Genomic DNA, 10,734 nt, shown 5'->3' on the forward strand with positions numbered 1-10,734 from the left:
TGCGGTGCTCGTGGGCGTTTCGCCGCTCTGGGGCATGATCGGCTTCACGCTCGTTGCGGGCGTCGGCATGGGCGCGCTGGGCGAAAAGCTCACGGGACGTGATGTTGCCATCGGCGTGATCCTGTCTTTATCGCTGGGATTCGGGTTGCTGTTCCTGCACTTCTTCACCGCGTATGCAAGCCAGGCAACCGCGCTGCTTTTTGGCAACGTGCTTGGGGTGAGTCACGAAACGCTTCTGGTACTGGTTGGACTCGCCGTGGTCAGTCTCGGCGCGTTGGCCGTGATCATGCGGCCGTTGTTGTTCGCGTCGCTGCAGCCGGAGCTGGCTGAGGCCAAAGGGGTATCGCTGCGGCTCGTGTCCGTGCTGTTCCTCGCGATCACGGCGCTGGCAGTGGCGGCATCGACGCAGATCGTCGGCGTGTTGCTCGTGTTCGCACTAATGGTCGGACCGGCAGCGGCAGCGCAAAACGTGGCGACGCGGTTGTCGACCGGCGTGATGCTCGCGGCCGTTTTCGCGCTGGGACAGGCGTGGGTCGGGCTGACGCTGGCGTATTACACCGACTGGCCAACGAGCTTCTGGATCACGATGCTGTCGGCAGGGGTTTATGGGGTGAGTTTGTTGGGGCGAAAGTAGATCGCAATCACTGCGAGAACGAAAGCGCCCACGGCGCTCCCGTCCGACTTTGCCTCACGCGCACAACGTCCGCGCATGAAACGCCACATGCTCGCCGATAAGCGTCGAGATAAAGTAATACCCGTGGTCATACCCTTCATGCCGGCGCAGCGTCACCGTCTGCCCCGCCACCTTCGCGGCCGCCTCGAAAATCTCCGGATGCAGTTGCGTGGCGAGGAAATTATCGGCAAGACCCTGATCTATCAGGATCCCTGCATCGAACTTCGTCTTCGCGCTTTTCACCAGTTCGCTCGCGTCGTACTGCTTCCACGTTTCCCGATCATCACCCAGATAACCTGAAAACGCCTTCTCGCCCCACGGGCAATGCGAAGGCGCGGCAATCGGCGCGAACGCCGATACCGACTTGTAGATGTCCGGATTCCTCAGCGCCAGAACCAGCGCGCCGTGACCGCCCATCGAGTGGCCGAAGATACCCAGACGATCCTCGCGAACGGGCAACTCGGCCAGCACCGTGGTGCGCAACTCCTGCGTCACATACGAGTACATCCGATAATTGCGCGCCCAGGGTTCCTGCGTGGCATCGACGTAAAACCCCGCACCCACGCCGAAATCCCACGCCGCGCCCTCGTTCGGAATGCCCGCGCCGCGCGGACTGGTATCGGGCCCGATCAGCGCGATGCCATACTCGCTCGCAAAACGCTGCGCGCCCGCCTTGATCGCGAACGTCTCCTCGGTACACGTGAGACCCGCGAGATAAAACAACGCGGGCACCTTGCCGTGTGCGGCTTGCGGCGGCAGGAAGACAGAGAATCGCATCGGCAAGCCGATGGTTTGCGAGTCGTGCTTATATGTCCGCTGCACGCCGCTAAAGCAGCGATGTTCTTCCACGAGTTCCAGCATCGTCGTCATCCTCAGTACAGAACCACCGAGCGGATCGACTCGCCCTTCTTCATCAGGTCGAAACCTTCGTTGATGCGCTCGAGCGGCAGTGTGTGCGTGATCAGGTCATCGATATTGATCTTGCCTTCCATATACCAGTCGACGATCTTCGGCACATCCGTGCGTCCGCGCGCGCCGCCGAACGCCGAGCCTTTCCATTCGCGGCCGGTCACGAGCTGGAACGGACGCGTCGAGATTTCCTCGCCCGCGGCTGCCACGCCGATGATGAACGACTGTCCCCAGCCCTTGTGCGTGCATTCGAGGGCCTGACGCATCACCTTCGTGTTGCCGATACATTCGAACGAATAATCCGCGCCGCCGTCGGTGAGTTGCACGATGTGATCGACCACGTTCGGCACTTCGTTCGGGTTGATGAAGTGCGTCATGCCGAACTTTTTCGCGAGTTCCACACGGCCCGGATTGATATCGACGCCAATGATCTTGTCGGCGCCCACCATCTTCGCGCCCTGGATCACATTCAAGCCGATACCGCCCAGACCGAACACGACCACATTCGCACCCGCTTCGACCTTCGCCGAATACACGACCGCGCCGACGCCCGTTGTCACGCCACAGCCGATGTAGCAGATCTTGTCGAAGGGCGCATCTTCGCGTACCTTCGCGACCGCGATTTCCGGCACGACGATGTAGTTCGAGAACGTCGATGTCCCCATGTAATGGAACAGCGGTTTCCCGCCGATGGAAAACCGCGACGTCGCGTCCGGCATCAAGCCGCGGCCTTGCGTGGACCGAATGGCCTGGCACAAGTTGGTCTTGCGCGAGAGACAGAATTTGCACTGGCGGCATTCCGGCGTGTAGAGCGGAATGACGTGATCGCCCTTCTTCAAGGTGCCGACACCCGGACCTACATCCACGATCACGCCCGCGCCTTCATGCCCGAGGATCGCCGGAAAAATGCCTTCCGGGTCTGCGCCGGATAACGTGTAGTAATCGGTGTGGCAAATGCCTGTTGCTTTCACTTCAATCAACACTTCGCCGGCGCGCGGCCCTTCAAGATCCACTTCCTCGATGGTCAGCGGCTTTCCGGCTTCCCATGCAATGGCGGCTTTCGTCTTCATGTGTCCGACTCCTTTCGATAATCGATAATCGTTGATTCAGGGATTCTCAGGGCTGCGTTCAAACTACGTTCAGGACTTCGTAGCATGCGCCCATCGTGTGATAGTCGACCTTGCCCGCAGGGCTTTTCTCGTCGCTGTACTTGGTGTTGTCGCGCGCGAGGATCCGGTACCACGCGCCCCACTTATGGTCGACAAAGTGTTCCCAGCTATAAGCCCACAAGCGGCCGTAATCATTCCAGTAACGGGTCGCGGCGGCGGCGTCGCCGTCACGCGCCGCGCGCTCGGCAAGCAACGCGGCTGTTGCCAGTGATTCGGCCTGGACCCAGAAATACTTGTCTTCGTCGTAGAACTTGCCTTCCACGTCGAAGCCATAAACCATGCCGCCATGCTCGTGGTCCCACGAGAGTTCGATGGCTTTGTCGAAGAGTTCACGCGCGCGCTTCACGTGCCACGCTTCCGGACGATGCCGGTCGAGGATCAGCAAAAGCTTCGCCCATTCCGTCTGATGTCCCGGCTGGAATCCCCACGGACGGAAGATGTTCGACTTGTCGCCCTTGTTGTAATCCCAGTCCACCGACCAGTTCGGCTTGTAGTGTTCCCAGACGAGCCCGCCGGCCAGCGCGGCCTGACGGTTGACCATGTTGTCTGCGAGCAGCGCGGCACGGTCGAGATAACGCATGTCCTTTGATGCTTCGAATGCGGCGAGCATCGCTTCGCAAGCGTGCATGTTGGCGTTCTGCCCGCGATAGTCCGACACCAACCAATCAGCGCTCGCTTCGTCCTTGTACAGGCCGTGTTCAGCGTCCCAGAAACGCGCTTCCATCAGGTCCCAAGTTTCTTCCAGATAGGCCCGCGCTTCTTCGAATCCGGCTTCGAGCGCCTTCGCATACGCGAGCACCACAAACGCGAGGCCGTAGCAATGATTGGTGCCATCGGTGACCTGTCGGCCATCGAGCGTCCATGCATAACCGCCCGTTGCCGGATTCCGATGAAACTCCCGCAAATATTCGATGCCATGACGCACGCCGCCGCGATATTCATCGAGGCCGAAATGCTTGTAGGCCATTGCGTAGGTGAAAACGAAACGCGTACTCGATACAAGGTGCCGCGTCTTGCGGTCATAGACGGCGCCATTGTCCTTGTAGAAATGATAGAAACCGCCCGCCGGATCCATGCAATGCGGGTGGTAAAACGTCATGGTCCGTAACGCATGGTCGAGCAGGAACTCGCGCGAGCGGAATTCGGGGATGGGAGTCTGGGGCTTGGCGGTATCGGACATTTGTATGAGGTCTGCTGATTCTTGAAAAGCTCGTGTTCGTGACTTTGTGTGTGCGGCGTTAGTTTAAGCGCAGGCGTAAAACCCGGTTTTGAAAGCGCCGGGAATGCATGAAAAAGCATGAAAAACCCGGTTGCGACGGGTTTACCCCGTGCCCTCGCCGCACCACCTAAAAACGGACTATGCGTCCCGGCCGATAACCATCATAACCACGCCTCGCATATAAGTGCCCACGTTCGCGCGACGCAAATCGTTCAACGCCCGCCAGCCAACGCTTCGCCGCGCCACGCGCAATGTTAAGCCACTCGGGCCATATCAGCCCGGCTAAGGGGGCCATACGCCAACGTCGACTTGTTCTTGTTTTTTAAGCCACTTACCTTGGATCGCTCAAACAAGACGTCCGGATGGCACGGCGATCAAACTGTATGGAGAGAGACAAAGACATGGCATCAAACCCGGTTCATCCGTGCGACGAACGCTTACCCGCCGCCCAGTTGCTTACATTGGGCATCCAGCATGTACTCGTGATGTATGCGGGCGCCGTCGCCGTACCGCTGATTCTCGGCGCGGCGCTCAAGTTGCCGAAGGACCAGATCGCGTTCCTGATCAGCGCCGATCTGTTCTCATGCGGCGTTGCGACGCTGATCCAGACGCTCGGCCTGTGGATCTTCGGCATCCGCTTGCCGGTCATCATGGGATGCACGTTCGCGGCCGTCGGTCCGATGGTCGCCATCGGCACGAATCCCGGGCTCGGCATTCTCGATATATTCGGCGCGACCATTGCGGCGGGGGTCATCGGGATCTTTCTTGCACCGATGATCGGGAAGTTGCTGCGATTTTTCCCGCCCGTCGTGGTCGGAACGGTGATCGCGGTGATCGGTTTATCGCTGATGGGCGTCGGGATCAACTGGGCAGCCGGCGGTGTGGGAAATCCCGAGTATGGCAATCCGGTGTATCTGCTGCTCGCGTTGGTCGTGCTCGTGCTGATTTTGTTGATCAACAAGTTCGGGCGCGGGTTTATCGCCAACATTTCGGTGCTGCTGGGAATCGTGGCGGGGTTTGCAATCGCGATGTCGCTCGGACGCGTCGACCTGAACGGCGTGACGAGCGCGCCGTGGGTCGGCATCGTGCTGCCGTTTCACTTTGGCTTGCCGCACTTCGACCCGCTGTCCATCGCGACGATGGTCATCGTCATGTTCGTCACGTTCATTGAATCGACGGGCATGTTCCTCGCCGTCGGCGACATGGTCGAGCGCCCTGTCGATCAGGATGCGCTGGTTCGCGGCCTGAGAGTCGATGGCCTTGGTACGTTGATCGGCGGACTTTTTAATTCGTTTCCGCATACATCGTTTTCGCAGAACGTCGGGCTGATCGGCGTGACCGGCGTGAAAAGCCGCTTTGTGTGCGCGACCGGGGGCGTAATTCTGGTGGCGCTCGGGCTTTTTCCGAAGATGGCGCAAGTGGTGGCGTCGGTGCCGCCGTTCGTGCTGGGCGGCGCGGGCATCGTCATGTTCGGGATGGTCGCGGCAAACGGCATCAAGGTGTTGTCGAAGGTCGACTTCGTGAAGAACCATCACAACTTGTTTATCGTGGCGGTGAGTATCGGGATGGGGCTTGTGCCGGTTGTTGCGCCGAAATTCTTTTCGCAATTGCCGCACGCACTCGAGCCGATTCTGCACAGTGGGATCTTGCTGGCGTCGGTGTCGGCGGTGCTGCTCAATATCGTGTTCAACGGAGTGAAGAAGGAACGCGATGCGACGTGCGCGATCCGGCGAGCAGGGCATGATTTCGATGGGACGGCGAAGGCGGAGCGGTGAAAAAGCCCGTTCTAAACGAGCATTAAAAAACCGCAGCCAAGGCTGCGGTTTTTTTTCACACGATCCAACTAACCCACTTATCCCGCCGACCCAACCGCCTTCCCTTCGGCATCAACTTGCGGCTTTGCAACCGGGACCAGATGCTGCACCGGCACCAGCTTCGCCGGTCCTGTGGAAACCGAACCCACGGTCGCACCCGAAGCAGCAGCCGGAGCCGCCGTCGCCGGCGTACCGATATCGCGGTAATCCGGAATCAGATCCGCCGGACGTGGCTGATCGCCTGCGTTCTCGATCCAGCCACCACCCAGCTCGCGATACAAATCCACAAGGTTGGTCGCGCGATCAAGCCGCGCCGATATCAGCAATTGCTGCGCGGTGTACAAATCATCTTGCGCCGTCAGCACCGAGAGATAGCTGTCCACGCCGTTGCGATAACGCAGGTCCGACAATTCCAGACGGCGTGACTGCGACTTCGTGAACGATTCGAGCGCTGTGATCTGCTGATCGTAAGTGCCGCGTGCCGCCAGACCGTCCGCCACTTCGCGGAATGCAGTTTGAATCGCCTTCTCGTAGTTCGCGATTTCGATGCGCTTCTGAATCTGCGCCACGTCGAGATTGGCGATGTTCGTGCCGCCCTCGAAGATCGGAATCGAAATCTGCGGCGCGAACGACCACGCCGCCGAACCCGGCTTGAACAATCCGCCCAGCGACGGCGACAAGGTCCCGAAACTTCCCGTCAGGGAGATTTTCGGGAAGAACGCTGCGCGCGCCGCGCCGATGTTCGCGTTAGCCGCGAGCAACGACTGCTCCGCCGACGCAATGTCCGGACGCCGCGTGAGCAGGTCGGACGGCAAGTCGGCCGGGATATCGGCGAGCAGGTTCTGGCTGTCGAGCGGCAAGCCAGGCGGCAGATCGGCGGGCAACGGCTCGCCTACCAGCAGCACCAGCGCATTCTCGGCCTGCGCCCGCAAACGCATTTGTGACTGCAGGTTGGCGGCAGCCTGTTGCTGAACGCCTTGAGCCTGGCGTACGTCGAGTTCGGAACCTACGCCGTTATCGAACTGCAGCTTCGTGATCCGATACGACTCGTCCGCCGTCTTCAACGTGTTGCGCGTGACGGTGAGCTGGTCGTCGGCCGAAAGCATGGTCAGGTACTGATCGGCGACTTGCGAGACGAGCGAAATTTCCGCCGCCTTGCGAGTCTCAGCCAGCGCGAAGTATTGCGCCAGGGCCTGATCCTTCAGGCTTTGAATCCGCCCGAAGAAGTCGATTTCCCACGATGCATTCACACCCACCGAATACTGGTTCGAAATGGTCTGGTTGAAGAACGACAAATCCTTCGGCGTGCGCTGCTTGGTTTGCGAGCCGACTGCATCGAGTGTCGGAAACAAACCGGCGCGTGTGATCTGGTACTGCGCGCGCGCCGAAGCGACGTTGAGCATGGACACGCGCAGATCACGGTTGTTCTTTAACGCAATTTCGACGATCCGCTGCAAGCGGGCATCGGCGAAAAAATCACGCCAGCCGATATCCACCGCCGGTTTTGCATTGGCCGTCCGGTTGCTTGCATCGCCCGAGGTGGCGGTCGGCTGCTTGTCGTAGACGCCGCCTTGCGGGAACGTCTGGTCGACTGGCGCCGCCGGGCGCACATACTTCGGCGCCATGGTGCAGCCAGCCGCGAAAAGCGCGACCGCTGCCGCTATCAAGGAGTGTTTTAGCATCTCAATTTCCTTCCTTGGCCGGAGCAGGCGTGCCACCGTGTTCGTGATGCGGCGTGCCCTTGTCATGGCTGATCTTGCTGATCACGACAAAGAACATCGGGATCATGAAAATCGCCAGGAAGGTCGCCGTCAACATCCCGCCGATCACGCCCGTACCGATCGCGTGCTGGCTTGCCGAACCCGCGCCGTTACTGATCGCGAGCGGCAGCACGCCGAGAATAAATGCGAGCGACGTCATCAGGATCGGGCGCAACCGCAAGCGCGCCGCTTCCATGGCCGCCTCGACCGTCGTTCGGCCCTGCGAGCGCAAGTCGCGTGCGAATTCCACGATCAAAATTGCGTTCTTCGCCGACAAACCCACCGTAGTCAACAAGCCGACCTGGAAGAACACATCGTTTTCCAGTCCGCGCAAGGTAGCCGCGAGCAACGCGCCCAGAATACCGAGCGGCACGACCATGATCACCGAGAACGGAATCGACCAGCTTTCATACAGCGCCGCGAGACACAAGAACACGACGAGAATCGAGATGCCGTAAAGAATCGGCGCCTGCGAACCCGACTGACGTTCCTGCAGCGACAAGCCCGTCCATTCGTAACCAATACCGGCCGGCAACTTCGCCGCGATGGCCTCGATCGCCGCCATGGCCTGACCCGTCGACTTGCCCGGACCCGCCGCACCCTGGATTTCCACTGCGGAAATACCGTTGTAGCGTTCGAGCTTCGGCGAACCGTAGATCCACTTGCCCGAGCCGAATGCACCGAACGGCACCATGCCACCGGAACTGTTGCGCACATACCAGTCGTTCAGGTCTTCCGGGTTCATGCGGAACGGCGCGTCGCCCTGGATGTAGACCTTCTTGATCCGGTTATCGACGTCGAGGAAGTTGTTCACATACGCCGAACCCCACGCAATCGAGAACACATTGTCGATATCCGCCGGCGACACGCCCAGCGCACTCGCCTTCTCACGATCGATGTTCACCTTGAACTGCGGCGTATCGTTCAAGCCGTTCGGACGGACCTGCGCAAGCGTCGGGTCCTTCGCGGCCATGCCGAGCAACATGTTTCGCGCCTGGATCAGTGCGTCGTGACCGAGACCCGAACGATCCTCAAGCTCGAAGTCGAAGCCCGACGCCGTGCCGAGTTCAGGAATCGACGGCGGGTTCACCGGAATCACCATCGCGTCCTTGTACGACGAGAAGTGCCCGAACATGCGCCCGACCAGCGCGCCCACCTTCTGGTCCGCATGCTGTCGTTGCGCGTAGTCCTTCATCCGCACGAACACGAGACCCGAGTTCTGGCCACGGCCGGCAAAGCTGAAACCGTTCACCGTAAACACGGCTTCGACGATGTCCTTCTGGTCTTTCAGCAGCCAGTCGGAGATATCGGCGAGAACCTTGGCCGTGCGTTCCTGCGTCGAGCCTGCCGGCGCCTGGACGATCACGAACATGGTGCCCTGGTCTTCGTCAGGCAGGAACGACTTCGGCAGACGCACGAAAAGGAAACCCACCGCGACGATCACCACGAGATAGATGATGAGCCAACGGCCCGAGCGCTTGATCACGTGCTCCACGCCGCTGTGATACTTGTCCTGGCTCTTCGTGAACATCCGGTTGAACCAGCCGAAGAAACCCTTCTTCTCGACGTGATGGTCCTTGTCGATAGGCTTCAGGATCGTCGCGCACAACGCCGGCGTCAAAATCAACGCGGTGAGCACGGACAAGATCATGGCCGCAACAATGGTCAGCGAAAACTGACGATAAATCGCGCCGACGGAACCGCCCGAGAACGCCACCGGCACGAACACCGCCGACAGCACGAGCGCCACGCCGACCAGTGCGCCAGTGATCTGGTCCATGGCCTTGCGGGTCGCCTCCTTCGGAGACAGTCCCTCCTCGGCCATCACCCGCTCGACGTTTTCCACCACCACGATGGCATCGTCCACCAGCAAGCCGATGGCGAGCACCAACCCGAACATGGAGAGCGTGTTGATCGAGAATCCGACCAGTCCCATGACCGCGAACGTGCCCAGCAGCACCACCGGCACGGCGATCGTCGGGATCAGCGTGGCGCGAAGGTTCTGCAGGAACAGGTACATGACCAGGAACACCAGCACGATACCTTCGATCAGCGTCTTGACCACTTCTTCAATGGACAGCTTCACGAACGGCGTGGTGTCGTACGGATACTTCACGACGAGACCCGGCGGGAAATACTTCGACAGATCGTCGATTTTCGCGCGTACCAGTTTTGCCGTATTCAGCGCATTGGCGCCCGTGGCAAGCTGGATACCGAAGCCGGCGGTCGGCTGACCGTTGTACTTCGTGTCGAAGTTGTAGTTCTCACCGCCCAGCTCGATGCGCGCGACGTCCTTGATACGCACCTGCGAGCCATCCGCGTTGACCTTCAGCAGGATGTTGCCGAACTGCTCGGGCGTTTGCAGCAGCGTGGCTTCCGTAATGGTCGCCTGCAGCATTTGGCCAGGCACCGCCGGCGTGCCGCCGAGACCGCCGCCCGCAACCTGCACGTTCTGGTTGGATACGGCGTTTTTGACATCGATTGGTGTTAGCTGGAAGTTGTTGAGCTTGGTTGCGTCCAGCCATATTCGCATGGCGAACTGCGAGCCGAACAGCGTGACCGTACCCACCCCGTCGATACGACTGACCGGATCCTGGATCTTCGACGCCACATAGTTCGCCAGGTCGTAACGGCCCATGCTGCCGTCGGTCGACACGAACGCCATCACCACCAGGAAGCTGCTGCTCGACTTCGTCACTTTCGTGCCGAGCTGCTGTACGGCCTGCGGCAAGAGCGGCGTTGCGAGCTGCAACTTGTTCTGCACCTGAACCTGAGCAATGTCAGGGTTGGTGCCGGCGGCGAACGTCAGCGTGATGGTGGCCGTGCCGGAGTCATCGCTGGTCGACGACAGGTACAGCAAGTGATCGAGGCCGCTCATCTGCTGCTCGATTACCTGCGTCACCGTGTTTTCGACCGTCGTAGCCGATGCACCCGGGTACGTAGCACTGATCTGAATGGCCGGCGGCGCGATCGTCGGGTACTGCGCGATCGGCAAGGTGAAGATCGAAGCGATCCCCGCCAGCATCAGAATAATCGCGATCACCCACGCAAAAATCGGGCGATCGATAAAGAACTTTGCCATGAAACAGGCTCCCTGTTATTCCGTCAATTGCGCCTGATTACGCGCCTGATGCTGCGGAAGCTGCCGCGGCGGAAGCCGGCGCCGGAGCGCTCGAAGCCGCCGCGCCGA

The 10,734-nt window shown here is 60.2% G+C and carries 7 protein-coding genes; 2 read left to right on the plus strand and 5 right to left on the minus strand.

What is annotated here, in order from left to right:
* The coding region (locus ACRXB1_RS20025) for a metal ABC transporter permease (protein ID WP_449492983.1) at positions 1-634 on the plus strand (634 nt) is incomplete at its 5' end.
* Between the two features lie 54 nt (positions 635-688).
* Here ACRXB1_RS20025 and fghA read toward each other — a convergent pair.
* From fghA to ACRXB1_RS20040, 3 genes are read right to left on the minus strand one after another with little or no spacing between them, the layout of a single operon-like run.
* Positions 689-1,534: an S-formylglutathione hydrolase gene (gene fghA, locus ACRXB1_RS20030; protein ID WP_449492984.1), complete on the minus strand. Its 846-nt coding sequence runs from the start codon at positions 1,532-1,534 to the stop codon at positions 689-691.
* 11 nt (positions 1,535-1,545) lie between these two features.
* The gene (locus ACRXB1_RS20035; protein WP_174362745.1) at positions 1,546-2,652 is read right to left on the minus strand and encodes an S-(hydroxymethyl)glutathione dehydrogenase/class III alcohol dehydrogenase; all 1,107 of its coding nucleotides are present in this window, start codon (positions 2,650-2,652) and stop codon (positions 1,546-1,548) included.
* A 58-nt stretch (positions 2,653-2,710) separates the two neighbouring features.
* Positions 2,711-3,931 (minus strand): AGE family epimerase/isomerase, encoded by a 1,221-nt coding sequence (locus tag ACRXB1_RS20040; protein WP_449492985.1) that lies wholly within the window; start codon positions 3,929-3,931, stop codon positions 2,711-2,713.
* Positions 3,932-4,371: 440 nt separating this feature from the next.
* On the opposite strand from ACRXB1_RS20040, the gene ACRXB1_RS20045 reads away from it, so the two are divergent.
* On the plus strand, positions 4,372-5,745 hold the full coding sequence (locus ACRXB1_RS20045; RefSeq protein WP_061998675.1) for a nucleobase:cation symporter-2 family protein: 1,374 nt from the start codon (positions 4,372-4,374) through the stop codon (positions 5,743-5,745).
* 77 nt (positions 5,746-5,822) lie between these two features.
* On the opposite strand, the gene ACRXB1_RS20050 is transcribed toward ACRXB1_RS20045, so the two are convergent.
* Both ACRXB1_RS20050 and ACRXB1_RS20055 read right to left on the minus strand, forming a co-directional pair.
* On the minus strand, positions 5,823-7,466 hold the full coding sequence (locus ACRXB1_RS20050; protein WP_174362741.1) for an efflux transporter outer membrane subunit: 1,644 nt from the start codon (positions 7,464-7,466) through the stop codon (positions 5,823-5,825).
* A gap of 1 nt (position 7,467) precedes the next feature.
* Positions 7,468-10,626, minus strand: a complete 3,159-nt coding sequence (locus ACRXB1_RS20055) for an efflux RND transporter permease subunit (RefSeq protein WP_062169358.1) — start codon at positions 10,624-10,626, stop codon at positions 7,468-7,470.
* Positions 10,627-10,734 lie beyond the last annotated feature (108 nt).

This window comes from Caballeronia sp. M23-90, assembly GCF_053574605.1.